Here is a 26,965-nt window from a genome sequence, read left to right as displayed (position 1 = left end):
TAGTGGAGTTGCACAGCAAAATGCCAATAGTGTTATTCAGGACTGGCGTCCTGAAGAAACGCAATTTTGGCAGCAAACAGGAAAACGAATTGCAGAGCGTAATTTGTGGATTTCTATCCCTTGTTTGTTGCTCGCATTTTGCGTCTGGATGTTATTTAGTGCCGTTGCAGTGAATTTAAACAAAGTGGGTTTTAACTTTACCACTGACCAATTATTTTTATTAACAGCATTGCCTTCAGTGTCAGGGGCTTTATTACGAGTACCTTATTCTTTTGTTATTCCTATTTTTGGTGGGCGACGCTGGACAGCCATTAGTACGCTATTTTTGGTGATCCCTTGTATTTGGCTTGGCTACGCTATCCAAGACCCAACTACGCCTTATCAAATATTTGTCATTATTTCCCTTCTTTGTGGTTTTGCTGGGGCTAATTTCGCATCGAGCATGGCGAATATCAGTTTCTTTTTCCCAAAAGCGCGTCAAGGGGGAGCACTAGGTCTGAATGGGGGGTTAGGTAACTTAGGTGTAAGCGTAATGCAATTGGTAGCACCATTTATCGTCGGGGTGGGTGTTTTTGCCTTTGCGGGTGGAACTGGGGCATTACAGCCCGATGGTTCAACCTTATGGCTAGAAAATGCCGCTTGGGTTTGGGTGCCATTTTTATTGTTATTTACAGTGATGGCATGGTTTGGCATGAATGATTTAGCGGCGAATAAAGCGTCATTAAAACAGCAATTGCCAGTGCTTAAACGCGGCCATTTATGGATTTTGAGCCTGTTGTATCTTTCTACCTTCGGTTCATTTATCGGTTTTTCTGCTGGTTTTGCCATGCTTTCTAAAACCCAGTTTCCCGACATTATTATCCTCAAATTTGCCTTTTTTGGCCCTTTCCTTGGTGCATTAGCTCGTCCATTAGGCGGCATGCTGTCAGACCGCTTTGGTGGAGTCAAAGTGACTTTCCTTAACTTTATTGTGATGGCGATTTTCTCTGGCTTGCTATTTTTTACCCTACCTGAAAACGGACAAGGTGGTTCTTTTGGCGCTTTTTATGGGGTGTTTATGGTGCTGTTTTTAACCGCTGGGTTAGGCAGTGGCTCTACTTTTCAAATGATAGCCGTGGTCTTTCGTAAATTAACTATGGATAAAGCCATTGCCCGAGGTGCTTCAGAGCAAGAAGCACAAAAAGAAGCAGTAACAGAAAGTGCCGCAGCATTGGGTTTTATCTCAGCAATAGGTGCCATCGGTGGTTTCTTTATTCCAAAAGCGTTTGGGACCTCCTTAACGTTGACTGGGTCTCCCGCCGATGCAATGAAAGTGTTCTTTGTGTTTTATCTTTCCTGTGTGTTTATCACCTGGCTAGTTTATGGGCGTACACATAAATAATAACAAGCAATAAAGATTAATTTTAAGCAATGTACGGCGCGAGTCGCCGTCTCTTTGGAGGCAATCCGAATGAGCAAGTTTTTAGATAGATTTCGTTATTTCAAGCAATTAGGTGATACCTTCTCAGGTGAACACGGCCAAGAGTTAAACGTAAACCGTGACTGGGAAAATGGTTATCGTAGCCGTTGGCAGCACGATAAAGTGGTGCGCTCTACTCATGGCGTTAACTGCACAGGTTCTTGCAGTTGGAAAATTTACGTCAAAAATGGTCTTGTCACGTGGGAAACACAACAAACTGATTATCCTCGCACTCGCCCAGATCTACCCGACCATGAACCAAGAGGCTGCCCGCGTGGCGCGAGCTATTCATGGTATTTATATAGTGCTAATCGCGTGAAATATCCGATGATGCGTAAGCGCTTACTTAAACTGTGGCGCGAAGCAAAAGCTGAACATCAAGACCCTGTCAATGCATGGCTTTCTATCATCAGTGATCCGCAAAAGGCGCAAAGCTATAAGCAGGCGAGGGGACGCGGGGGCTTTGTGCGTTCAAGTTGGCAAGAGGTGAATGAACTGATTGCCGCAGCAAATGTGGCAACTATCAAGGAGTTTGGTCCCGATCGCATTGTCGGGTTCTCTCCAATACCTGCGATGTCAATGGTTTCTTATGCGTCGGGAGCACGCTATTTATCGTTGATCGGTGGTGCATGTTTGAGCTTCTACGACTGGTACTGTGACTTGCCGCCTGCATCACCCATGACGTGGGGTGAACAAACAGACGTACCAGAATCCGCTGACTGGTATAACTCGTCTTATATTATTGCTTGGGGATCTAATGTTCCGCAAACTCGGACCCCAGATGCCCATTTCTTTGCAGAAGTACGTTATAAAGGAACAAAAACGGTCGCAGTGACGCCAGACTACGCGGAAATTGCCAAATTATGTGACCATTGGTTGAACCCGAAACAAGGGACAGATAGCGCCATGGCAATGGCGATGGGGCATGTGATCCTCAATGAATTCCATGTCAAGCGTGAAGCCGAGTATTTCCGTGAATATATACGCACATATACGGATATGCCAATGCTGGTTATGCTCGATAAACGTGATGATGGCTCTTATGTGGCAGGCCGGATGCTGCGAGCATCTGACTTAGTTGATTCTTTGGGAGAAGAAAAAAACGCCGAATGGAAAACTATCGCCTTTGATGAAGAAACAGGCGAATTGTGTGCACCACAAGGGTCGATGGGGTTTCGTTGGGATGGTAGTCAGAAATGGAATCTAGAACCTAGGGCAGGGCAAGATGCTCATGACATTAAAATGAAACTTAGCCTTGCAGATATGCATGATGAGTTGGTGAATGTAGGGTTCCCGTATTTTGGTGGTTTAGAAAGTGAACATTTCCAAAGCGTTGAACTGAAAGACGTCTTACTGCACAAATTACCCGCGAAACGTATTCAGCTGTCCGATGGTCGTGAGTCTTTGGTGACCAGTGTCTATGATTTGATGCTTGCTAACTATGGTATCGACCGCGGGTTTGGTGATGAAAACTGTGCGGTTGATTACGATGATATGAAAGCCTATTCACCTGCTTGGGCGGAAAAAGTCACCGGTGTTAGCCGCCAAAACATTATTCGTATTGCCCGTGAATTTGCAGATACTGCTGAGAAAACCCATGGCCGTGCGATGGTGATTGTGGGGGCAGGGATTAACCATTGGTATCACATGGATATGACCTACCGTGCGATTATCAACATGTTGATCTTCTGTGGTTGTGTTGGGCAAAGCGGCGGCGGCTGGTCACATTATGTTGGGCAGGAAAAATTACGTCCACAAACAGGTTGGTTGCCATTAGCATTTGGACTTGATTGGCAGCGTCCACCACGCCATATGAACAGCACGTCATTTTTCTATAATCACTCAAGCCAATGGCGTTATGAAACGGTAAGTACTGAGGAATTATTATCGCCTTTAGCAGATAAAAAAGCCTTTAATGGTAGCTTGGTGGATATGAACGTACGTGCCGAACGTATGGGCTGGCTACCCTCAGCACCCCAGTTGAATGTGAACCCACTGAAGATTGCCAAACAAGCACAAGAAGCGGGGCTTTCTCCCGTTGATTTTACTGTTAACCAGTTGAAAGAAGGAAAGATCCGCTTTGCTTCGGAACAACCGGATGACTCACAAAATTTCCCTCGCAACTTGTTTATTTGGCGCTCTAACTTACTTGGTTCTGCTGGGAAAGGTCATGAATATTTATTGAAATATTTATTGGGAACTGAAAACGGTATTCAAGGCAAAGACTTAGGTCAACAAGGAGGCGTAAAACCACAAGAAGTTGAATGGCAAGATAAAGCAGCTGAAGGAAAAGTTGACCTTGTTGTGACATTAGATTTCAGAATGTCGAGTACTTGCTTATTTTCTGATGTCATTCTCCCTACAGCGACGTGGTATGAAAAAGACGATATGAATACATCAGATATGCATCCGTTTATTCATCCGTTGTCAGCTGCTGTTGACCCAGCTTGGGAATCAAAAAGCGATTGGGAAATCTATAAGGGTATTGCTAAAGCCTTCTCGGCGGTTAGTGAGGGGCATTTAGGTCAGGAAATCGATGTGGTGACTCTGCCTATTCAGCACGATAGTGCGGCAGAAATGGCCCAAGCTTTGGATGTTAAAGATTGGAAAAAAGGCCAGTGTGACCTGATCCCAGGTAAAACAGCACCGCATATTATGTGTGTTGAACGTGATTATCCAAGTACTTATGCACGCTTTACCTCTCTTGGCCCACTCATGGATAAATTGGGTAATGGGGGTAAAGGCATCAATTGGAATACACAAGATGAAATTGATTTCCTGAAAAAATTAAATAAAACCCAGCCAGAAGGTGCAAATCAAGGCCGCCCTAAAATTGAAACGGCAATTGATGCTGCAGAGGTCATTCTAACCTTAGCGCCGGAAACCAATGGGCAAGTTGCAGTGAAAGCGTGGGATGCGTTAGGTAAGGTGACTGGGCGTGACCACACCCATTTAGCGCGTTATAAAGAAGATGAAAAAATCCGTTTTCGCGATATTGTTGCACAGCCACGTAAAATTATTTCCAGCCCCACATGGTCAGGCTTAGAAGATGAACATGTGTCTTACAATGCTTGCTATACCAATGTTCATGAAATGATCCCTTGGCGTACGCTAAGTGGTCGCCAACAACTTTATCAAGACCATGAATGGATGCGTGCTTTCGGGGAAAGCCTCGTCGTGTATCGCCCACCAATTGATACGCGGGCGGCTCAGCCATTAATGGGCAAAAAGCCTAATGGCTTCCCTGAAAAAGCACTGAATTTCTTAACTCCGCACCAAAAATGGGGTATCCACTCAACTTATAGTGACAATTTATTGATGTTGACATTAGGGCGTGGTGGGCCAGTGGTTTGGCTTAGCGAAGAAGATGCTCTCGAACTGGGTGTTGAAGATAACGATTGGATTGAAGCGTTTAACAGTAATGGTGCATTAACCGCCAAAGCGATCGTTAGCCAACGTATTCCTGATGGCATGATCATGATGTATCACGCCCAAGAACGGTTGATCAACTTACCCGGGTCTGAAATTACGGCTCAACGTGGCGGAATTCATAACTCTGTCACGCGTGTTTGCCCGAAACCGACCCACATGATCGGCGGCTATGCGCACCTTGCTTATAGCTTTAATTACTACGGAACCGTGGGTTCTAATCGTGATGAATTTGTGGTTGTTCGTAAAATGAAACAGGTTGACTGGCTGGATGGTGAAGGTGATGACTACCAGCAGACCTTGAGCGGAAAGGAGAAAGCATAATGAAAATTCGTTCTCAAGTCGGCATGGTATTAAACCTTGATAAGTGTATTGGTTGTCACACTTGTTCAGTGACCTGTAAAAACGTGTGGACCAGCCGCGAAGGTGTTGAATACGCTTGGTTTAATAATGTCGAAACTAAACCGGGTATTGGTTATCCCCATAATTGGGAAGATCAGGACAAATGGAAAGGCGGTTGGATCCGTACTATCAAAGGTAAATTAGTGCCGCGAATGGGTAACAAAGTTGGGGTTTTATCCAAAATTTTTGCCAATCCCGATGTCCCTGCATTAGATGATTATTATGAGCCATTTGATTATGACTATGGCCATTTAAAAAATGCCAAAGAAGGTAAACATGTGCCAACGGCACGTCCGCGCTCTTTGATCACGGGCGAGCGAATGAGCAATGTAAAAATGGGCCCCAATTGGGAGGATGATCTGGGAGGCGAGTTTTCTAAACGTGCACAAGATAAAAACTTTGAGCACATTCAGAAGGAAATGTATGGGCAGTTTGAAAATACCTTCATGATGTATTTACCTCGTCTTTGTGAACACTGTTTGAACCCTGCTTGTGTGGCCACGTGCCCAAGCGGTGCCATTTATAAGCGTTCTGAGGATGGCATTGTACTGATTGATCAAGATAAATGCCGCGGCTGGCGTATGTGTTTAACTGGTTGCCCATATAAAAAAATCTATTTCAATTGGAAAAGCGGTAAGTCAGAAAAATGTATTTTTTGTTATCCACGCATTGAGTCTGGGATGCCAACTGTTTGCTCTGAAACCTGTGTTGGTCGCATCCGTTATTTAGGCGTGTTGTTATATGACGCAGATAAAATTGAGTCAGCAGCTAATGTGGAAAAAGAGACCGATCTTTATCAAAGCCAGTTGGATGTTTTCTTAGATCCCCATGATCCGCAAGTGATTGCCGAGGCGGAAAAACAAGGGATACCATTGAGCGTGATTGAAGCCGCACAAAAATCCCCAGTGTACAAAATGGCAATGGAATGGAAGTTGGCACTGCCATTACACCCTGAATATCGTACATTGCCGATGGTTTGGTATGTGCCGCCTTTGTCACCCATTCAATCTGTTGCAGATTCAGGGCTATTGGCAAGTAATGGGGTATTACCCGATGTAGAAAGCTTGCGCATTCCTGTGCAGTACCTTGCCAATTTATTAACGGCGGGGGACACCGAGCCGGTATTATTAGCACTGAAACGGATGTTGGCGATGCGCCATTATAAACGTGCAGAAACCGTTGAAAACCAATGTGATACTAGTGCACTAGAGCAAGTGGGTTTAACTGAATCACAGGCTCAAGAAATGTACCGTTATTTGGCGATTGCGAATTATGAAGACCGTTTTGTGATCCCATCTAGTCACCGTGAATTAGCACGTGAAGCTTTCCCTGAAGCTAAAGCTTGTGGTTTTAGCTTTGGTGACGGTTGCCATGGTAGTGATAGCAAAACAAATCTGTTTAACAGTAAACGTATTGATGCCATTGATATCACACCAAAAACAACACAGGAGAAAGCACTATGATGACGTTAAAAGTGATTTCTCGTTTATTAGAATACCCTTCAGAGGCGCTTTGGTTACATCGTGATGAACTGATTGAGGCATTAGAACAAGCAGATGAATTACCGATAACTCGGGCGATCCAATTGATGATGTTTGTACGTGAATATCTTAATGAAGAATTGTTGGATATGCAGGCACAATATTGTGAATTATTTGATAGAGGCCGGGCAACATCATTATTGTTATTTGAGCATGTTCATGGCGAGTCTCGTGACCGTGGCCAAGCTATGGTCGATTTAATGGCGCAATATCAACAATATGGTTTACAGATTGATTGCCGCGAACTTCCTGATCATTTACCTATTTATTTGGAGTATCTCACGGTCTTACCCACAACAGAGACCGTTGGCGGTTTACAGGATATCGCCCCTATTTTAGCGCTCCTTGGTGCAAGGCTGAAGCAACGTGAAAGTCGTTTTGCCACATTGTTTGAAGTATTACTCGAATTATCAAATAGTGAAATTGCCACCGAGCAATTAACCGAAAAAGTGGCTTTGGAAGCGCGTGATGATACTCCACAAGCACTGGATGCAGTTTGGGAAGAGGAGCAAGTGAAATTTTTTGCTGATGAAAAAAACTGTGGTGGGGAAGTTACTGCCCATCAACATCGTTTTGCCAATGCCGTCACCCCACAATACTTGGATCTCGGCTCTAGCAGCCATGTAGGAGTGCAAAAATGAATTTTCTCAATCAATTTTTCTTCGACATCTATCCATATATTGCTGGTACTGTGTTTATTGTGGGTAGTTGGTTGCGTTATGACTATGGGCAATATACGTGGCGAGCAGGTTCTAGCCAAATGCTCGATAAGAAAAACATGCGCTTAGCATCAAATTTATTCCACGTGGGTATTATTGGTATTTTCGCAGGGCACTTTTTAGGGATGTTAACCCCACATTGGATGTATGAATCTTTCTTGCCAATGCATATAAAGCAATTAATGGCGATGATTGGTGGGGGCGCTGCAGGTGTGATGATGTTAATTGGTGGCGCGATGCTATTGAAACGCCGATTGACTAACCCTCGTATTCGCGCAACATCTTCTTTTGGTGACATCATGATTATGGTGTTGCTAGTGGTACAAGTGTGTTTAGGGTTACTGACTATTCCATTTTCAGCGCAACATATGGATGGTAGCGAGATGTTGAAACTTGTGGGATGGGCGCAGTCCATTGTGACATTCCATTGGGGGGCTTCAAATTACCTTGAAGGCGTTGGTATCGTGTTCAAGCTGCATATTGTGTTGGGGATGACGATATTTTTACTCTTCCCATTCTGCCGTTTAGTGCACATTTGGAGTGCACCTATCGAATACCTGACTCGTCGGTATCAATTGGTGAGAAATCGCCATTAAGTTCAGGCTTCACAAGGATGTGAGCCAGTACATTGCTCTTGTGTAACTTGTTCTTATATCAACAACAAATGTGGCCATTTTGGCACCCCATCTCATATGAGATGGGGTTTTTTGTTTGTGTTTTATTTGCTCTCTACTTTAAATCCATTCAATCGTTAGCGTATTGATGATAATAGAGAAATCCTATTGAACAAGTAAGCCTCTTTATAATACTTATAATTACTTAATTTGATGTATATTAAAGGTTCAATGTGATTAGCTTATAATATGTGTTTAAGGTTAGGTAATGAAATAATCATGACTTATAAAGTAAGTTACGTGTTTTTTCTTAGTTGTGATAATATGTATTAATGATTTCTGATATTTTTATCATGTAACTATTAATTAATATATAAACATTACGCCTATCTGTTGTTTTATATATTATGTGGTAGTGAGATGAAACTAATTAAATTAAGTAATTTCATTATAAAATTTTAAGCTAAAATAGAGTATTTTAAATTTTCACTAATAAAGATATAGTAATAATGTATCATATATGATTGTGAGGAATTACTTTTAATTACTTTTTGATAAGCCTTGTAACATATTTAATTTATCTTAAATATTAATCCTATCCTTTAATTTGACATGGTGTTAATTTTTTGTTCTAAAGTTACATACCTAATAATCTATGTAATTTTATACTGAATTGTTTCCTGTTATATATTTTATTTAGTACTTGTTTTCTTTGTTGTTTGATTTAACTTGTTGATTTTATTTTTACTTTTTTTTGTTTTATTTGCGTTGGTAAATGTGACAAAAAGTAAAAATAGAAATATTATGAAATTATTTTATTTATGATTTTGAGATGTTTCTCATTAATTATTATGCGATATAAATATCGTTTTAATTTACTTAACTTCTCTATAATTTAACTTTTTCTTTAACAGCATTTTTTTCACTAATGAAAACCTGTTTTATGAGTATAAAAAACTTTATTAATAATATTTGGGTTTATTTTGTGTTTTTTTAATGAAAAAACTACGGTTCAATTAGATTTGTTATATCAATTTATCCTATTGCAGTGTATTAATTAGTGTGTTTTTTTTGAATATTATATATATATCACCAGCTTACGGGTAAAGTTATTAATTAAACCTGAAATTTGACATAACTAAAATGAGGTATAATAATGGCGACGTATTGATACGTTGCTTAATTATTCATTTTATTAATGGAGTTCGATAAAAGGGAATAATTCTCGGTATCAATTTTTTAATGTTTACTTATCAAACATATTTTAAGAAAAAATTAAAATAATCGGATTAATGATAACTCATTATTTTAATTTGTGTTGTCTTTTTATCTAATGGAAATGTATAAAATGAAATTAAATAAACTTGCTTTAGTATTAGGTTTAGGTATGGCTGTTGTTGCTGGTTCTGCAGCTGCAGACCAAGGCTCAGGTGTTATCAATTTTAAAGGTTCTGTCATTGATGCTCCTTGCTCAATCCCTAGTGAGTCTTTAAATTTAGAAGTTGGTTTAGGTGCTATCTCTACTGCTGCATTAAAAGATGGCGGTAAAGGTATTGCCAGCGATTTCAAAATTGAGTTAGAGCAGTGCGACATTTCAGTTATGAAATCTGTACAAACTACATTCACTGGTACTCCAAGTACATCTGTGCCTGATGGTTTAGCTATCGTTGGTACTGCGAAAAACGCAGGTATCGTTATTACTGATGCTAACGGTGACAAAATCAAGTTAGGTGAGAAATCTCCATCTCAAGTTTTATTCTCTGGTAAAAATACTCTGAACTTCCAAGCGTATTTACAAGGCGATGCAGACCAAGCTAAACCTGCAACACCAGGTGAGTTTACTGCAATTGCAACATTTGCACTGAGCTACCAGTAATAAGTATTGCCCGTACAAGGATGTATGGGCCTTAATTTTAATGAATTGTAATAGGTCATTAAGTTGAAATGGAGTCACTATGAATCACTTTGGCATATTTGTCATGGTGCTTTCAGGAATGATATTTGCCCCAATAGCAAGTGCGCAAAGTCAAATTTCTCGGGCACAAAACCAGTTTGAAGGAACTGTGACGATGGACGGCTCAATCATTGAAAGTCCTTGTGCAATTGATGCAGACAGCCGAGATCAATCAGTTAGCATAACGACTGTACCAGTTAGCCAAATAATTCATGACAGAGAAAGCCCCGCAAGTAATTTCTCTATTCATCTGATTAATTGTGTTCTAACGCCGGTAACGCCTGGAAGCTCCAATTGGCAAACTTTCAATATTACATTTGATGGCCCGACAGATAGTCGCAATTTTGATGTTTTCGGACATGCAAATGGGTTATCAATAAAAATTTCTGACATGGCTGGAAATATTGCTATACCTGGGAAACCTATGCCTAGCTTACCCATAACTGTGGGTGATTCTATTCTGCATTATAACGTTCGAGTCGTGCCAAATAATAAGCGTTTAAAACCAGGAAACTATCAGACTACTATCCGTTTTAAGATGGATTATTACTGAGTTATTACTAAGGGACTATTATGGCTCTGCTATTTAAAAGTAAAAATAAAGTATTTAATAACTCAGTAAGTTATTTTTTAACGCCAGTTGCTACTATGGTGTTTATAGCCATTGCTCAGCTAAATTTAGCTAATGCAAATAATGATAGTATTGAGTTTAATACGGATGTTTTAGATATTCAGGACAGAGAAAATATTTCCTTAAATGAATTCTCTCGTGTTGGTTATGTTATGCCAGGAACATATCCATTTAAGATTAACTTAAATGGCCGTGATCTATCGGAAACTTTTGATATTACTTATATTGCTGACCCTAATGACGAGAGTATTTCTAGACCTTGTTTAACACCTGATATCGTTAACCATATTGCTTTACGTAGTGAGTGGAAGAAAAAGATCCAGTTTGATAATAAGGGGAAATGTTTAATCTCAGAAAGTGTTCCAGGTATGACTATGCTTGGCTCTTTAGCAAAAGAAACTGTTTCGATTACTATACCTCAAGCATACCTTGAGTATACCTCTGATAACTGGGAGCCACCTTCTCGCTGGGATGAGGGAGTGCCTGCCCTAATTTTTGACTATAACTTGAATGCTAATGTGACAAGACCTGCTGATTCAGCAAATAGCCAGTCGTTAACAGGTAATGGTACGACTGGATTTAACCTCGGTGCTTGGCGTTTTAGGGGGGATTGGCAAGCAAGTTATAATCGTACTAATGGGCAGTCGACTAATCGTACATGGGATTGGAATCAATATTATGCTTATCGTGCAGTAAAGGAATTGAACGCTAAGCTGACGATGGGTGAGCAATTTTTACGTTCAGGGTTATTTGATTCATTCCGTTATCTAGGGGCAAGCTTGGTCTCTGATGAGAGAATGTTGCCGCCAAACTTACGTGGATATGCGCCTGAAGTAACTGGTGTGGCAAAAACGAACGCAAAAGTGATTATCACTCAGCAAGGGCGTGTTATTTATGAAACCCAAGTTGCTCCTGGGCCTTTTCGTATTCAGGATCTAAATGATGCTGTAAACGGTAAGTTAGATGTACGCGTTGAAGAGCAAGATGGTTCCATACAAGAATTCCAAATGAATACCGCCTCTATTCCTTATTTAACTCGTCCAGGCTCTGTGCTGTTTAAGATCGCAGGTGGTCGACCGAATAATATGGAGCATAAAACTGAGGGCCAAGGGTTTGTTACGGGGGAGTTTAGCTGGGGGGTTTCGAACGGTTGGTCATTATTTGGTGGTGCGCTTACTGCAGGTGATTATAACGCATTATCACTGGGGGTTGGTCGAGATTTACTCGCCTTTGGTGCAATCTCATTCGATATTACAGAATCACGCGCAAAACTAAAAACCGAAAACAAAATTTATACAGGTGCTTCTTATCGGTTAAGTTATTCAAAACGCTTTGAAGATTATGACAGTCAGGTCACATTCGCAGGGTATCGATTCTCTGAACGCGACTTTATGAGTATGAATCAATACTTGGATCGTCGCTATAGAGGTGTAGCACTCGATAACAGTAAAGAGTTGTATACGATTACCTTTAATAAGTATTTTACCTCGGCGGATTTGACTGCATATTTGAACTATAGCCATGAGACCTATTGGAATAAACCGGCAGCAAAACGTTATAACCTATCGATTGCTAAATATTTTGATCTTGGTCGTTTTAAAAATATTAACTTAAGTTTAACGGCATTCCGTAACAAGTTTGATAATAGAAATAACGATGATGGCGTCTACATGAATTTATCTATCCCTTGGGCAGATAGAGCTTCAATTAGTTATAACAATATGATTACGAAAGATGGCAACTCACATACTGTCAGTTATTTCGATTCAGTTGATGACAAGACGAACTATCGTGTTGGAACTGGGGTGAGCAGCCGAGGCCGTGGAACCGTTGATGGTTTCTACACTCGTTATGCTGATTTAGCAACGGTTACCGCCAGTACAAGTTATATCAATGGTGATACCTCTTCAGCAGCACTTTCTTTGCAAGGTGGGGCTACGGTTACAGGTCACGGTGCGGCATTACACCGTATTAGTACCCCTGGTGGAAGCCGTGTGATGGTAGGCACTGAAGGTGTCAGAAATGTTCCGGTCCAAGGTTTTGGGCCAAATACAGAAACCAATATTTTCGGTAAGGCGGTAGTAGCGGATATTAGTGATTACTATCGTACGAATACCAGAATTGATGTCACTAAATTACCTGAAAATGTAAATGCGATTCGAACATCTCAAACGGTTACGTTAACTGAAGGTGCAGTTGCCTATCGCGAGTTTGAAGTTTTATCTGGCGTGAAAACAATGGTGAGATTAGCTTTAGCGGATGGTAGCTATCCACCATTTGGTGCAACCGTAAGAAATGAGAAGAACAGAGAATTAGGTATCGTGACAGATAACGGCTCTGTTTATATCTCTGGTGTGAATCCAAATGAGGAACTCGATGTTTATTGGGATGGAAGCGTGCAATGTAAAGTCCAAATCCCAGAAAACATTATGAGGGCAGAATTTAACTCATTGTTATTACCTTGTACAAATAGCCCAAGCGTTGAACCCGGTTATCTGCCTGCAAAAACGGTTCCGGTTGGCCAATCGACGCCAGTTTATAAGCCAGTTTCAGCCCAACAAGGTGTGGAGCCTAGCCAGCGCTGGTTATTGAAGCCACCAGATATTGCTTACAGTACAGATTATACCGAGTAACCCGAGCTATTCGATTTTTAAACAGTTGGTACATATGAATATTAAAAAAATTGCATTTTTCACTACAACAATTGCGTTATCTACAGTGCTATGTGGCCAAGCAATAGCGGCCATTGCACTGGATAGAACTCGTATTATTTATAATGGTGCCGAAAAAACCATTAGCTTGACCATTAAGAATGAAAACACGGAGCTACCTTATTTAGCTCAAGGTTGGATTGAAGATATTAATGGTAAAAAAATTGAAAGTCCATTAACGGTATTACCCCCCGTTCAGCGCATAGAGGCTGGGGAAAGCAGCCAAGTTAAAATTCAGTCTCTTCCTGATGTTTCTACATTACCTCAGGATAGGGAGAGTGTTTATTATTTTAACCTGCGTGAAATTCCACCACGTAGTAAGGAACCAAACGTATTACAAATCGCTTTACAAACTCGGATTAAATTATTTTATCGTCCAAAAGCCTTGTATGCGACACGTACGGATTTAGAAAACCCATGGCAGGAAAAGATTACGTTAACCCGTAAAGGTGATACGTATGAGGTAACAAATCCAACCGCTTATTTCGTGACTATTATAGATGCAAGTTCAAAAGTTGGGGGCGATACGATCAAACAATTTGAACCATTAATGGTAGCACCAAAAAGTAACGGAACACTTAAAGGAAGTGCAAGTGCACTGGGTGTAAAGCCTGTTCTGACGTATATCAACGACTACGGTGGTAGGCCTAAGTTGACGTTTGGTTGCACAGGGAAAACTTGCAAAGTTGAGTCTGCAACTGACAGATAACGGGGAATAACGTATGAAAAGGACTCTCCTGTTTAGCGCTATCGTATTTAGCTTTGCACCAGTGATTGCATCTAGTCTTGATAGCTGGAATATCGATGGTTTACATGGAAAATTGACAGTCAATGGCATGATGACAGAAGCACCTTGCACGATGGATGTGACTAATTCAATGCGCCAAGAAGTGTCTCTAGGGGAGATCCCTTCTTACTCATTGCGTAAACCGGGGGATAGGGCGGAACCTGTTTCATTCAATTTAGAATTTAGAAACTGCATTCGTACCGAAAGCCGAATGCGAGATGTTAGAACTGATACACCACTTTGGGATGCGATGCAACCAGTGATTTCAGTTTCATTTATTGCGGTATCAGACGAACATTTTCCAGAGATGTTGAGTGTAAAAGGTGTTTCAGGATTGGCATTAGAAATTACTGACGCGCAAAGAGAAGATATTAGATTGGGAAGCCAAGGTCGTCCGCAGTTTCTAAACTCACCACAGGGCACGCTTCAGTATTTTGTTACACCAGTGAGAACTCCCGAAAAACTGACGGAAGGAAGTTTCAGCGCCGTAATGGACTTTAAGGTGGATTATGAGTGATTTAAATAAGCAACGATACCTGCTTGCACCATGTCTTGCTGGGATATTTTTTACGTCAATTTCATATGCAGGGTTGCCCGATTCGCGCATGAGTGGATTAGCAAGCGTAAGGAATACAATAACGCCAGGTATGGTAACCATACCCATTACAGGGGTTGTTTTAGCGCCACCACCTTGTGTGATTAATAACAATCAGATTATCAAAATCGATTTTAAAGAAGTGATGAGTACGCGAATCGATGGTTTAGCATACGCAAAACCAGTTAATTATAATATTGATTGTTCTAAAAGACCAACATCACAAATGAAAATGTCTTTAATAGGAAATCCCGCAATATTTGACGCAACGGGAGCAGTAGCAACGAATATTCCAGGGCTAGGGATTGGTTTTCGTTATAACGGGAATAAACTTCATTTAAATGAAGAGATTAAATTTGTTTATCCAAATGCCCCCCAATTTGAAGCGGTACCTGTTCGTGATTTATCGAAACCACTGACTCAAGGTGGAGCTTTTCAAGCTGGCGTTACTATTAAACTCGATTACCAGTGAGGAAAAATATGATGCAAAAAATAATGAAAAAAATTCCTCTGTTAATGAGTTTACTTACTATATCAGTAAGTCCAGCTATGGCTGATGATGTAGAGTTTACTGGCACGTTACTCATACCACCACCTTGTACTGTGTTTGAAAATAAAGTGCATATTATTGAATATAAAGATATTGGTTTACATAAAGTGGATGGTGTCAATTTTACGAAGCCAATTAACTACGCCTTAAAATGTGAAGACAACCTAAAAGGTTGGGATTTAGTGCTAACGATCATTGGGACGCCAACAGATTTTGATAAATCAGCATTACAAACCAATATACCGAATCTTGGCATGCGTATTACACAAAATGGTTTGGGCTTTGAAATAAACAAACCACTTAAAATCGACTATGGACAAGCGCCAATTCTTGAAGTTGTACCAGTAAAAAAATTAGGTATGACTTTGCCTGAAGGAGGCTTTACCGCAACAGGGACATTGCTAGCGGAGTACCAATAATAATGAACAAATTAATTCAATGTGCAGTAGCTGGTGCTCTACTTATTAATATCAGTAGCGCGTTCGCTATACCTGATAACCTAAGAATTATAGGTAATTTAGTGGAAGAACCTTGCACTATTTTGCCCGGTGATGAAAACATCACCATGGATTTTTTTGATACACCCGAGAAGAACTTTTATGCCTATGGTGAAACTCCAGGCAAAGAATTTATGGTTAAGTTAGCTGACTGTGATATCAGCATCGGGAAAACTGTGGAAGTGACTTTCTCTGGGACACCTAATCTTGCGCTTCCAGGGTTTTTGGCTTTATCGACTAGCAGTGTCGCTTCTGGTTTTGCCATTGGCCTACAAAGCTCAGATAGGACACCGTTAGCTCTCGAACAAAAGGGTTCGAAGATAAACCTACAAGATGGCTCTAATCAGTTACGGTTCTATGCATATTTAAAAGGTGAGCCAGATGCTATTACAAATAAGTCAATTAAAGTAGGCCCTTATAGCGCAGTGGCCACGTTTAAATTAGATTATGAATAATAAGGCTGTGACTAATATGAAAGTTTTGTTATCGCTATTAATTGGTGCAGTTATGTTTTTATCTACTGCATCAGCCTCTGTTTTTTCCTATATCACGGAATCAAGACCCGGTAATAGCCCAAGTAATGGGGATGCAGACTATAAGTATGTTATTGCTCGCTGGGACCCTGAATTGCCAACTACGCTTAATCCTTGTTATGGGTGGCCGACATGCTATCTCACCATAAGCCATAAGCATACAGCTGCTGGAACACCGGGGGCTGCAACAGTCGAGTTGGCCGAAATTTCTAAGTATCGGTATATGCGTGATGTTCAGAATATACCTGGTGTTTGGGCAAAGGCGACAGCTCCAGCAGCTCAGTGGGCTGTTCATACCGGAGTTAGGTTACAGAATAATCAAGAGTGTGTGGGGCTGTTTTACCAAGATCAAAAAGGGGTTACAGATAAGGGTGGGTTAATTCCCGGCTCATTATGTGGTATTGCGCCTCCACCGATTGGAGCTTGTAAGATCAACAATACGATCCCAGATATCAACTTTGGTTCCATTAGTGAAGCAGATCTTGCAGGTCAAACAAAACAAGTGAATATTGATGTGACATGCAATTTGGACATGGACGTTTTAGTTATTGCTACAGGGATTAACGTAACTAATGGTCATGTGAAGTTACGCCCAGATGGTAGTTTATATGCTGATTTATATCTGGGCTCAAATGATACTCCAGGAGAGAATGGTTACAAAATTCATATTCCCGCTGGTGGAGTAAGTACTGTCAACCTTAAAGCAGTATTAGGCACCAATGGCAGAGTTGAAGCCGGTAGGTTTGATGGTGCCGCAGCCCTTATTTTAACTGTACCTTAATAAATGGTGAAAATATGTATTCAGAAAACGGTAGTGAAAAAATCCATTATATGGTAGGTCAGAGGATCTTAGAAAAACGTCGGGAGTTAGGCTATACAGGCTTTCAGTTAGCTCAATTGTTAGGTGTCAGTCAGCAGCAGATCTCTCGCTATGAAAGAGGTAAAATTAAGATTGATTTATTTCATTTGTTTAAACTTTCATTTTTAATGAGGACACCCATTGATTGGTTTCTTGAAGATATCAGTTCTCAGCTCACTGAAAATGGTCAATTAGATGATATACAATAATGAGCATTTTAATGCTTGTTAATAGTAAATAGGTTGAAGTTGAGGTTTATGTGGTCTGCTGTAATCGAAATAGTTAAGCAACTACAGTCGAAAATTCAACCTATTTATTTTTATTTAATCATAAAAATCAATCTGTTATTAACTTAAACTTCCTCTGTAATATTTACCCTCGTGGACTTATTCTCTTCTTTTATGTGCAAAAAATATTGAAACAGTCAAATTGATGTTTTTGTGCGTTCTGACAATTTTTTAGTGAATGCAAATGCAAACTAATATCATTTGCGCTTGATTGTGTGTAATATACTTCCCATCTTTAAATCACCGAATTTTATCATCAGTATTTTTATAGACGGATGGAGAAAATCAGATGTTTGCAAAATCATTAGTTTCAGGTATTGCCTTGTTATCTGCTTTAGTATTAGTTGGTTGCGATAACGCTAAAGAAAAGACAGAAACAACTCAGGTTGCAGAACAACAAACTATCACAATTGAACATGCCCAAGGCAAAACTGAAATTCCTCGTCATCCGCAAAAAGTCATGGTGATGAACATGGAAACATTGGACATTATGGATGCACTCGGGGCACCAGTTGCCGGTGTTCCACAAACCAATGTTCATTTCCCAGATTTCCTAACCAAATATAGCGGTTCTGAGTTTGTTAATGGGGGAACATTATTTGAACCTGCCTATGAAACACTCAGTAATGCTAAACCTGACCTAATCTTAGGCGGTAGCCGTGCACGAGATGCGTATGACAAACTCAGCGGTGTAGCGCCAACTATTTCATTAGATATTGATAACAAAAACTTTATTGGTAGCTTAACTGAGCGTACTAATGAACTTGGTATGTTATTTGGTAAAGAAGATAAAGCCAAAGAACTGATTGCTAATTTCAATAATAAGATAGAGGGTATTAAAACTAAAGCACCAACAGCGGGTAAAGCGATGGTGATCTTGGTTAGCGGCGGTAAAATTTCTGCTTATGGTCCAGGTTCACGCTTTGGTTTTATCTTTGATGTGCTAGGTTTTGAACCTGCGTATGTGTTTACAGAAAATACGGGCCGCCATGGTAATATTGTGAATGCGGAATTACTGGTGAAACTAAACCCTGATTGGTTGTTTGTTATCGACCGTGATAGCGCGATTGGTAAAACAGACGCCCAACCTGCTGCTGAAGTATTAGATAACGCTTTAGTGAGAAAAACAGCAGCATGGCAAAAAGGCCAAATTACTTACCTTGACCCAACAGCGGTGTATATTTCAGGCGGAATTCAGACTTATTCTAAGTTAATGGATGACATCAATAACGCGTTAGAGAAGAGCCAAGCAAAATAACCCATGAAAACGCTTTATCTTTTTTGTGGAATTATCGCGTTATTGGTTTTAGCGGTATTAAGCTTGTTTATTGGAGCGGGTGACGTGTCACCCGTTTCGCTTTTCACCGACCCAGAGATGCAAGACATCTTTTTTATTAGCCGAATTCCTCGAACTCTCTCTTTAATTTTAGCGGGCAGTGCAATGAGTGTTGCAGGCCTCATCATGCAGTTACTCACACAAAACCGTTTTGTCGAGCCTTCTTTAGCCGGAACAACACAGTCAGCGAGCTTAGGTCTGTTGGTCGTGATGGTGTTATTTCCTGCTGCAAGTATTATGACCAAAATGGTGGTTGCTAGTGGGTTTGCGTTGATGGGGACGATGCTGTTTATGGTACTTTTACGCAGAATTATTTTAAAATCTGCATTAATTGTGCCGCTTGTCGGGATTATGCTTGGTGCAGTCATTAGTGCATTAACTATTTTTACGGCTTATTACTTTGATTTGTTGCAATCACTAGGCGCATGGATGAGCGGGGACTTCTCTAGCATTATCCAAGGTCGTTATGAATTGCTGTGGCTAGTAGGAATTCTTACGCTAATTGCTTGCTGGATTGCCGATAGTTTTACCGTTGCAGGTATGGGGCGTGAGTTTTCGATTAATGTTGGGTTAAATTATCGCAAAGTAATGACAATTGGCTTATCCATCATCGCATTAATTAGTGGTGTGGTTGTCGTCGTCGTTGGGGCTTTACCTTTCCTTGGTTTAATTATTCCAAATCTTGTCAGCTTAGTGATGGGGGATAACATTCGCAAAACTATCCCGTGGATCTGTATTGCGGGTGGGGGCTTAGTGCTACTGTGCGACATTATTGGGCGCTTAATCCGCTACCCATTTGAAATCCCCGCGAGTGTGATTTTAGGTGTTGTGGGTGCGGTGATTTTCTTATATTTATTGTTGAAGCAGCAACGTTATGCAAAAAGTTAACTCATCAATGGCATTACCCAAAAAAGGGGTAACACCATTGCAAAGAATATGGATATTACTGGCATTGTCGCTGTTATCTATCATTCTTTATATGACGGTAAATCTCGGCAGTAATCTTGCTTATATTTTACCGCACCGCGGGTATATTGTTCTAACCATGGTTGTGGTTGCTTTTGCCGCAGGGGTTTCGACGGTTCTGTTCCAAACCGTTGCAAACAATAAGATACTTACGCCCTCTATCATGGGGTTAGAGGCCTTATTTGTTTTATTACAAACCATTTTTATCTTTTATACAGATAGCTTTCCTGCCTCTTGGCTACTGAATATCGGTAAGTTTTTATTAGAGTCAACATTATTAGTGTTGTTCTCCGTCCTGCTTTATCGCTGGTTATTCGTGTCTGTTAAAATGAATATCAACCTAGTTTTAATGGTGGGTATTATCTTAGGGACTTTATTCCGTAGCGTGGCTACCTTGCTACAACGTTTGATGGACCCTAATGAATTCTCTATTTTACAGAGTCGTATGTTTGCAACCTTTACTAAAGGGACGCCGGAGCTGATTTTATTCACATTACTGATTACAGTCGTGGTGGGTATCTTACTATGGCGGATGCGCTATTGTTTTGATGTTATTGCATTAGGGCAAGCTAATGCGGTGAACCTTGGTATTAATTATCGTCAGCAAGTAACGGTTATTTTATTGCTAATCTCAATATTAGTTGCAGTTTCGACCGCACTGGTTGGGCCCCTGACCTTTTTAGGGTTAATGGTAGCAAACTTAGCTTACTTGGTGAGTGGTAGCAGCCAACATCGTTATTTACTTCCTGTTTCGTTTTTACTTGGGGTAATAGCGCTGATTGGTGGGCAATTAATCCTAGAGTATGGCCTTAATATGGCAGGGACATTATCGGTTGTTATCGAGTTTGTCGGTGGGATATTCTTTATTTATATGGTGTTAAGAAGGTTTTAGTATGATTGAAATTAGTCAGATATCGAAAAGTTATCAGGGTACTAAAGTCTTAGATGACGTGACAACATCAATTAAAAATAGCGGCATTACCTCAATTATCGGCCCTAATGGCGCGGGTAAGTCAACACTATTATCGATTATTGGGCGCTTATTGGTGCCAGACGATGGTGGCTATGTCAAAGTCAATGAGTTAGACGTATCGACAACGCCAAGTGATCAGCTAGCTAAATGTTTGTCAGTACTGCGCCAAGAAAATCAATTTGCCAGTCGGTTAACTGTTGAAGAGTTAGTTGGCTTTGGGCGCTATCCTTACACTAAAGGTCGTTTAAATATTGAGGATAAAAAGAAAATTGATGAGTCACTCTCTTTTCTTAATTTATCGAATTTACGCCATCGTTATTTAGATGAGTTATCGGGGGGCCAGCGCCAACGGGCTTATGTGGCAATGGTTTTATGTCAGGATACTGAATATGTTTTACTTGATGAGCCTTTAAATAACCTCGATATGAAACATGCGGTAATTATGATGAAGTTGCTGCGCAAAGCGGCTGATGAGCTGGGGAAAACTATTATTTTAGTTATCCACGATATTAACTTCGCTTCGGTATATTCTGACTATATTGTTGCCTTAAGAGACGGAAAACTGTCTTATCATGGTAAACCTGAGGATATTATGAAATCAGATATTATTGAGGATATTTTTGATACCCCAGTGGATATAAAGCGAGTTGATGATCAGTTCATTGCGCTGTACTACTAAATATTCGTCCTCATTTAGGCGGTAGTGGTTTAGCTACTCGGGTCACATACTGACCCGAGATATCGTCGCTATCCGCCTTGCTACAAGCTCAATTGGTTACAATATTCGCAGTGAAAATTACTGTGGTGTGATTTCAATATCTTCATCAGTCGCTAATAAATCCAAAGACTGTAATACTTCCAAGCGTTTAATCCCATCAGCATTTACTACCAAACGCGCCAGCTCATTGTAAGTTTTCTTGTTAATGGTGACGCGGCGGCAGAGATAAATATGGTAAACCTTTTCACCAATAATAGCGGGTTCATCTTCATTAACGGTTAATTCTTCATAGCTAATATCAATGTATTTCAAAAAGTCAGAAATATTAAAGCGGGTGATATCAGCAATAGAAGACTGGTTTTTCTCAAAAACAGAATGGCGGTTATGGAGTAATACGTCCTTTCGATAATATAGAATATCTTCCATACGCTGTACATTGACCAAATTCACCCAGTGAGATTGCTGGCGCATTTCACGAATATCTGGCGATAGCATGTTTTCGCTGATAAACCGAAAGGATTCCTTACATACCCCAACAGGGGCTTTAACGCCTTCGCGATAAATACGTAATTGCCTGTCAGGTATCCATTTTTGGAAGAGCCGGTACAATTGCTCCCTACCGATTTCTTTTAGCCTATCTTTAAAAATATAACCGATGACCATAGCCAAAAATAAGTTTGCACTTAATGCACCGTATTTGCCCTGCCAAAGAAAGGCAATTAGCGTGGCAAAAATCATCGAAATAGCCGCAGCAATACCATAAATAGAATGCAACAGTAGCGGTAAACCGCGCTTATGGCGGATTTCTAAGTAGAGATAGCGATTAATATATTTTTTTAATAGGTTGCGTCGGTAGGTAACCAATTCAGCATCTGTTTCGTCACTGGGAAAGCAATCAGGGTAGTGCTTCTTCAAGTAACGCATTTCTTGATACCAAAAATGGTGTATTTCTTCACGTATCGGTATTTGTTTATCAGCCAATAAACCACGTAAGTAATTGATGGTGTAATAAGTCATAAACTCATCGCAATAGGAAAATGCATTGGAGTGAATGGCTTCTTCTATATGAGCTGCAAGCGGTAACAAGGCACGGTAAGCGTTTAGGCATTTCCCAATATCAGCAACTAGCTCGGTTAGATATTCGGGAGTTTGTCGCTGCGGGTTTTTGCTGACCATTTTGATATTGAGACGCACGGTTTTCTTGATGGTGAGCGCATAGCGTTTTAGTTTATTTTCATACTCATCTAGCGATGGGGGATTCAGCGGGTCACATTGTTCTAACCAGCGCTTTAAATCGTTTAGCTCCCCGTTTTCATCTGGTGAGGCAGACAGTTTAATCGCAGGAGGGCTGAGGCGAATATAATTTTTGAGGCTACGTTGAAGGTTTGACGGTGTGTATAAGTCAGGGTTAACTTGCAATGAAGAAGGCAGAAAGAAAAATGTTTCAACTTGGTAGCGGATCTCTTTAGATTTGCGTGGAAATAAAACTTTTTGTTTTATTTCAAATTGCTTTTTCCCGTGGATCTTAAGAGACTCTCTGATCATATTGCGCCTTTATAAGTAACTTTTTATATTTTTTATTTTTCTATCAATCAGTGAAGCATAACATGGTTTGTCAAAACCCTAAAATAGCGGAAATTACGATGACAATCTGTGAAAGATAGTGAAAAAGTATGATGAAAGGAAAGGGGAAGGAACAAGAAAATATAACGAGGCATAAATAAGTTATGCCCCATTATCGTGTTGTTACTCGTTAGAATAACTTATTTTTTTGCAGCTGGACGAACTGCGGTAACTTCAATTTCAACTCTCCAAGCTGGGTTTGCTAGCTTAGCGACTTGGAAAGTAGAACGAGCTGGCAGATTAGTAATTTTCTCAGACTCATAGAACTTGTTATAACCCGCCATGAAACCAGCGAAGTCCATAGTGCCTTGAGTTTCTTCACCACCAACTAAGAATACTTGCATTTTAACAACATCATTCATTGTCAAACCCATGTCAGCTAGGTTTGCTTGAATTTGTTTTAGCACGTTGATTGTCTGTGCTTCGGTATTACCATAAGACTCTAAAACGCCTTCTTTAGCATCTGCAGAGATTTTTGAAGGGACTTTTCCGCTTAGGAAAATAAGGCTATTGCCCGCGCTGATTTCTACTGATTCAGAGATAGGAAATCCTTTCACTGGAACGCGTTTAACATCTTCAGCTGCATTTGCACTCGCTACCCCTAAAATTAACGGTAGAGAAAGCAATAAAGTTTTATAGCGCATGTAAACTCCTTAACATTATCAAAGTAAAAAGGATCTGTTAGTGTTATTTAAAACTAAATTTAAGTTTAGCTTAATTCCATTGACTCGCAGATCCCAGTAAAAAAAAGCGTATTCTCGGTTATTAATTAAAACGAGAAAGTTTATACGGCGTTGGGTCGATAAATGGTGTTTCGCCCATTAATAGTTCTGCCGTTAATCGACCAGATGCTGGGCTTTCAGTCATACCCCAACCTGTTGCGGTGTTGATGACCAGACCTGGGTACTGTTCGATTGTTGAAATAATTGGAATTTCATCATCCGTTGGTGCCACCGTACCACCCCAACGTTCAACCACTTTAGATTCTTTAAATACTGGGAATTCTTTTCTCAGTCTTTCTAGGACGCCATCTAAGTGATCATTGTTTGGTGTATTGGTCGCGGTACGGAATTCTTCAAATGGTGTTTTCTCATCTAAATTCCAAGACGTTGCCATCATGAACGAGTTAAATAAGTCTTTACCGATAGAGAATTCTAATGGTAATTCACCACCTTGCAACAGGTGCATAAATTTAGGACCTAACAGGAAGCTGTCTTTAACGATAGAGCTGGTAAAGATACGTGGTGCAACGGCATAGGTGCCATCAGCTTGTTCACGGAAGTGAATACCATTAGGTAAGTGGACGTTGCCTTTCGGTGCGCCCGGAACGCCGGTAATGCGTTGTTGTGACAGGTAAACGTTCAGCGTTGGAACGTCGATACCTAAGTTGCCCATAAATAGACGAGACCAAATACCACCAGTTAGAACTACACGAGAGGTTTTGATTGCGCCTTTTTCAGTGACAACATCAGAAATTTTGCCGCCTGCGGTTTCAATACCGCGTACTGCGCAGTTGGTATAGATGCGAATACCAATTGATTTAGCGTAGTTAGCCATGGTTGGGGTGACAACCTCAGGGTCTAGACTACCTGAGTCTTCTTCAAACCCACCAATTTTCCATGGTGTTTGAGCGTCGACTAGACGATTAGCTAACTCAGTACCTTCGATCATTCGGGTACGTAATGGCGTATCAAAACCTGGGTTTTCAGAAGCAGATTTAATCCATGCTCTTGAAATTTCTAAATCTTCTTCGCTTGAAGGAACTTCAACACGGCCTTGAACACGGTAGCTGGTATCAGCACCAATTTTTTCGTTCATACCGAGCCATTGAATTTTCCCATAGTGGTGTAAAGGGAAAATTGCTGGAGAGGTTTTGTAACTGATAATTTGGCTGTATGCGCGGCCTGATTGCTCACCACCGACAACACCTTTTTCACAGATAACAACATTAAGACCTTTTTCCGCAAGGTTTATTGCCGTCATGATCCCTTGAAGACCAGCACCGATAATAACTGCATCAGCAGATTCCGGTAGTTTGCCTTCGGTACCTGCAACCGCAGGTACTCGTGATTTAGTCGATTCGAAACGACCTTCACGATTGATCATAGGAACAACCGCAGCACCCCCTGCTAGAACCCCAGCAGCACCAACCCCTAATAATAGCTTTCTTCTCGAGATTTTCATCTATAACCTCAATAACAATCTTGTTTTTTATATAGTAAATAATTTCAAATTGAGATAATGATCTTATCATATATTTTGAAATTGTTAAGTAGGGTTAGCATTTGTTAATAATTGTCGATTAAATGAAAAGTGAAGTAAATTGATATAGTCAGTGCTGTAAAGGGTTTGTCGCGAGTAGCTCTATTTTATCTATACATCAATTCTTATTTTAAAAATGTAAATGTCATTAAAAGTGTACAGGTGTAAATATTGGTATTTTGCTTAAGTTGAATAATTAGTAATTAATTATCAGCGAGAGGTTAATTATTAATCGTAGATGAAAATGCTAAATATCATTTAAGTCCTAATAATCAAATATGATGTAAAAAAAGGCTTAGTTAAAAAGAATGAGCTATTTTTTGGTCAGTTGATTATTAATTAGTCTTTATGGTTACCTTTCAATCAATATATAGCTTTGTGGGACTGTTTTGTTTTTAAGTTTTAGTTAATTAATTGATATTTATGATTTTATTTTATGATGGGCGTGGTGAGTCTAATTTAATTTATTGTTGGTTTTTCTAAATGGAGAATAATATTTCATTTTAATAAGATAAAATTATTTTATAGATTAGACATTACCTTGTCGTATAAGTCAGATAGGCTAGTTAATAAAATATAATTCTAAATGTAGACAATAATTTATTTTAACTGGTTGATAAAAATAAACATATAATTGTACTAAATAATAATTGGCGATAATTTTGATGTCGTTGGGGGATTTATATTACGATGCAGATGTAATTAGAATATTAAATATACATTTAATTACTGGGTGTATATTATTAAGAATATTTACATTATTAGTTAATATACACCATCGTGATGTTAATTTTCAGTTTTATATTCATTCCCAGTTGGGATTTGAGCAAAGAAATTAGCATAATCCTCGGAACGAACCTGTTGAAGGACCAAATAAAGCTCAGTTAACGGGGTTTCTGACCAGTCACAGCGAATATCAATATCTGCATATTGCCGGTTATTCCATATTTTTAATGCAGCAGAGCGTATCCCACGGTAATCACCACCTTCATTTGCCCCTGCTTGCATGGCGAGTAATAGCCTGTCTGCAAGCTCAAGATGTGAGTTTTGCTGATAACTTTGGTGTATTGCTTGAAGAACCTGCTCACCGGTTAGCATATTCCCTGCTGTAGCGAAGTTTTTTTCAGACAAACTACCACACCAAGGTAAGCATTTACTTCCTGTCCAGTCTGCACTTTCCCCATATTTATCAATAATGATCAGTTGCCGTAATTCACTGTTGGTATCTTCCATCAGAAGGAAATCTAAGCTCTGTTTGGCGTGGTCACTAAGCCGTAAATGTTCAATACCTTTTAAACCTGCTATCGGGTTGGTCATGGCTTGGGTTGCGATAGCTCCCACTTGGCTTGCACCATGCAAAACAAGGGCACCGACAGCGGGCCCGCCTGTTGCTGTTGCTGCGCCAATTTTCCCTGTTTGCGGACAGTGAGCCACAATTGAAAATGTCATTTCACACCTCATAAATTAGACATCGATCAAATTTATCATTATAAATTGTTGCGTGAAACATAATTTATCA

Annotated in this window: 23 protein-coding genes; 19 read left to right on the top strand and 4 right to left on the bottom strand. The window is 40.1% G+C overall.

Features of this window, described 5'->3' with window-relative positions; translation table 11 throughout:
- The first annotated feature begins 34 nt into the window (after nt 1-34).
- The 19 genes from RB151_RS19710 to RB151_RS19620 all read left to right on the top strand — a co-directional run bounded on the left by RB151_RS19710 (nt 35) and on the right by RB151_RS19620 (nt 21,522).
- On the top strand, nt 35-1,381 hold the full coding sequence (locus RB151_RS19710) for a NarK family nitrate/nitrite MFS transporter (protein WP_071548649.1): 1,347 nt from the start codon (nt 35-37) through the stop codon (nt 1,379-1,381).
- A 69-nt stretch (nt 1,382-1,450) separates the two neighbouring features.
- The gene (locus tag RB151_RS19705) at nt 1,451-5,212 is read left to right on the top strand and encodes a nitrate reductase subunit alpha (RefSeq protein WP_071548648.1); all 3,762 of its coding nucleotides are present in this window, start codon (nt 1,451-1,453) and stop codon (nt 5,210-5,212) included.
- Nucleotides 5,212-6,753, top strand: coding sequence for a nitrate reductase subunit beta (gene narH, locus RB151_RS19700; RefSeq protein ID WP_071548647.1), 1,542 nt, complete (start codon nt 5,212-5,214; stop codon nt 6,751-6,753). The genes RB151_RS19705 and narH overlap by 1 nt, the downstream gene beginning before the upstream one ends.
- Complete coding sequence (narJ, locus tag RB151_RS19695) at nt 6,750-7,472, top strand: nitrate reductase molybdenum cofactor assembly chaperone (protein WP_048605970.1); 723 nt, start codon at nt 6,750-6,752, stop codon at nt 7,470-7,472. The genes narH and narJ overlap by 4 nt, the downstream gene beginning before the upstream one ends.
- Complete coding sequence (gene narI, locus RB151_RS19690) at nt 7,469-8,146, top strand: respiratory nitrate reductase subunit gamma (RefSeq protein WP_042845582.1); 678 nt, start codon at nt 7,469-7,471, stop codon at nt 8,144-8,146. The genes narJ and narI overlap by 4 nt, the downstream gene beginning before the upstream one ends.
- 1,366 nt (nt 8,147-9,512) lie before the next feature.
- Nucleotides 9,513-10,040, top strand: a complete 528-nt coding sequence (locus RB151_RS19685; RefSeq protein ID WP_071548646.1) for a fimbrial protein — start codon at nt 9,513-9,515, stop codon at nt 10,038-10,040.
- Between the two features lie 79 nt (nt 10,041-10,119).
- The gene (locus RB151_RS19680; protein ID WP_048605971.1) at nt 10,120-10,671 is read left to right on the top strand and encodes a fimbrial protein; all 552 of its coding nucleotides are present in this window, start codon (nt 10,120-10,122) and stop codon (nt 10,669-10,671) included.
- 20 nt (nt 10,672-10,691) lie between these two features.
- Nucleotides 10,692-13,382 (top strand): outer membrane usher protein, encoded by a 2,691-nt coding sequence (locus tag RB151_RS19675; protein WP_071548645.1) that lies wholly within the window; start codon nt 10,692-10,694, stop codon nt 13,380-13,382.
- 34 nt (nt 13,383-13,416) lie between these two features.
- The gene (locus RB151_RS19670) at nt 13,417-14,169 is read left to right on the top strand and encodes a fimbria/pilus periplasmic chaperone (RefSeq protein ID WP_042845559.1); all 753 of its coding nucleotides are present in this window, start codon (nt 13,417-13,419) and stop codon (nt 14,167-14,169) included.
- Between the two features lie 13 nt (nt 14,170-14,182).
- Nucleotides 14,183-14,764: a fimbrial protein gene (locus tag RB151_RS19665; RefSeq protein WP_071548644.1), complete on the top strand. Its 582-nt coding sequence runs from the start codon at nt 14,183-14,185 to the stop codon at nt 14,762-14,764.
- Nucleotides 14,757-15,314: a fimbrial protein gene (locus RB151_RS19660; protein WP_071548643.1), complete on the top strand. Its 558-nt coding sequence runs from the start codon at nt 14,757-14,759 to the stop codon at nt 15,312-15,314. Before RB151_RS19665 ends, RB151_RS19660 begins: the two co-directional genes overlap by 8 nt.
- Before the next feature lie 23 nt (nt 15,315-15,337).
- Entirely contained in the window at nt 15,338-15,811 is a 474-nt protein-coding gene (locus RB151_RS19655; RefSeq protein ID WP_225833082.1) for a fimbrial protein, read from the top strand.
- Nucleotides 15,812-15,813: 2 nt separating this feature from the next.
- Nucleotides 15,814-16,344: a fimbrial protein gene (locus RB151_RS19650; RefSeq protein WP_071548641.1), complete on the top strand. Its 531-nt coding sequence runs from the start codon at nt 15,814-15,816 to the stop codon at nt 16,342-16,344.
- Nucleotides 16,337-17,203, top strand: coding sequence for an adhesin (locus tag RB151_RS19645; RefSeq protein ID WP_225833079.1), 867 nt, complete (start codon nt 16,337-16,339; stop codon nt 17,201-17,203). The genes RB151_RS19650 and RB151_RS19645 overlap by 8 nt, the downstream gene beginning before the upstream one ends.
- Nucleotides 17,204-17,217: 14 nt before the next feature.
- Complete coding sequence (locus RB151_RS19640) at nt 17,218-17,490, top strand: helix-turn-helix domain-containing protein (RefSeq protein ID WP_042845554.1); 273 nt, start codon at nt 17,218-17,220, stop codon at nt 17,488-17,490.
- 367 nt (nt 17,491-17,857) lie between these two features.
- Nucleotides 17,858-18,826 (top strand): siderophore ABC transporter substrate-binding protein, encoded by a 969-nt coding sequence (locus RB151_RS19635; protein ID WP_042845553.1) that lies wholly within the window; start codon nt 17,858-17,860, stop codon nt 18,824-18,826.
- Nucleotides 18,827-18,829: 3 nt separating this feature from the next.
- A complete protein-coding gene (locus RB151_RS19630) occupies nt 18,830-19,792 on the top strand; it encodes an ABC transporter permease (RefSeq protein WP_042845551.1) in 963 nt (320 codons plus the stop codon).
- Nucleotides 19,779-20,762 (top strand): iron chelate uptake ABC transporter family permease subunit, encoded by a 984-nt coding sequence (locus tag RB151_RS19625; protein WP_042845549.1) that lies wholly within the window; start codon nt 19,779-19,781, stop codon nt 20,760-20,762. The genes RB151_RS19630 and RB151_RS19625 overlap by 14 nt, the downstream gene beginning before the upstream one ends.
- A 1-nt stretch (nt 20,763) precedes the next feature.
- Nucleotides 20,764-21,522 (top strand): ABC transporter ATP-binding protein, encoded by a 759-nt coding sequence (locus RB151_RS19620; RefSeq protein ID WP_042845548.1) that lies wholly within the window; start codon nt 20,764-20,766, stop codon nt 21,520-21,522.
- Nucleotides 21,523-21,639: 117 nt separating this feature from the next.
- Here the strand turns inward: RB151_RS19620 and RB151_RS19615 are convergent, their stop codons facing one another.
- From RB151_RS19615 to RB151_RS19600, 4 genes are all read right to left on the bottom strand, one after another.
- Nucleotides 21,640-23,106, bottom strand: coding sequence for a hypothetical protein (locus RB151_RS19615; protein WP_042845546.1), 1,467 nt, complete (start codon nt 23,104-23,106; stop codon nt 21,640-21,642).
- 218 nt (nt 23,107-23,324) lie between these two features.
- Nucleotides 23,325-23,828 carry a RidA family protein gene (locus RB151_RS19610; RefSeq protein ID WP_042845544.1) on the bottom strand — a complete coding sequence of 168 codons (504 nt, stop codon included), beginning with the start codon at nt 23,826-23,828 and terminating at the stop codon, nt 23,325-23,327.
- A gap of 121 nt (nt 23,829-23,949) precedes the next feature.
- The gene (locus RB151_RS19605; RefSeq protein ID WP_042845542.1) at nt 23,950-25,368 is read right to left on the bottom strand and encodes an NAD(P)/FAD-dependent oxidoreductase; all 1,419 of its coding nucleotides are present in this window, start codon (nt 25,366-25,368) and stop codon (nt 23,950-23,952) included.
- Between the two features lie 864 nt (nt 25,369-26,232).
- A complete protein-coding gene (locus RB151_RS19600; protein ID WP_042845541.1) occupies nt 26,233-26,895 on the bottom strand; it encodes a DUF1028 domain-containing protein in 663 nt (220 codons plus the stop codon).
- Between the last annotated feature and the right edge of the window lie 70 nt (nt 26,896-26,965).

Source organism: Providencia rettgeri (assembly GCF_001874625.1).
In the GTDB taxonomy this organism is placed as follows: domain Bacteria; phylum Pseudomonadota; class Gammaproteobacteria; order Enterobacterales; family Enterobacteriaceae; genus Providencia; species Providencia huashanensis.
This window is presented reverse-complemented; position numbering and strand designations above follow the sequence as displayed.